The organism is Kitasatospora sp. MY 5-36 (genome assembly GCF_001182915.1).
Classification (GTDB): Bacteria; Actinomycetota; Actinomycetes; order Streptomycetales; family Streptomycetaceae; genus Kitasatospora.
In genome coordinates this window covers 1-561 of sequence record NZ_LFVW01001206.1, presented here as the reverse complement: position 1 = coordinate 561, position 561 = coordinate 1, and the positions used below count along the sequence as shown (strand labels likewise).

Genomic DNA, 561 nt, shown 5'->3' with positions numbered 1-561 from the left:
CGCGGCAGCACCCCGTGCCGCATCGCCAGCACCATCTTGATGATGCCGCCGACCCCGGCGGCCGCCTGGGCATGCCCGATGTTCGACTTCAACGAGCCGAGCAGCAGCGGAAGTTCACGGCCCTGGCCGTAGGTGGCGAGGAGCGCGTTGGCCTCGATCGGGTCGCCGAGCTTCGTGCCGGTGCCGTGCGCCTCCACCGCGTCGACCTCGGCCGGAGCCAGGCCCGCGGCGGCCAGCGCCTCGCGGATCACCCGCTCCTGCGCCGGGCCGCTCGGGGCGGTCAGCCCGTTGGACGCGCCGTCCTGGTTCACCGCCGTGCCGCGGACCAGGGCGAGGACCGGGTGCCCGTTGCGGCGGGCGTCCGACAGCCGCTCGACCAGCAGCACACCCGCACCCTCGGCCCAGCCGGTGCCGTCGGCGGAGGCGGCGAAGGACTTGCAGCGCCCGTCCTCGGCGAGGCCGCGCTGGCGGCTGAACTCGACGAACACCTCGGGCGTCGCCATCAGCGCCACGCCGCCCGCCAGGGCCAGGTCGCACTCCCCGCGCCGCAGGGCCGCGACC

The 561-nt window shown here is 76.1% G+C and carries 1 protein-coding gene; it reads right to left on the bottom strand.

Translation table 11 applies throughout. From position 1 onward, the window contains the following. On the bottom strand, positions 1-561 hold a 561-nt coding region (locus AE652_RS41425; protein WP_049661159.1), incomplete at both ends, for a beta-ketoacyl synthase N-terminal-like domain-containing protein.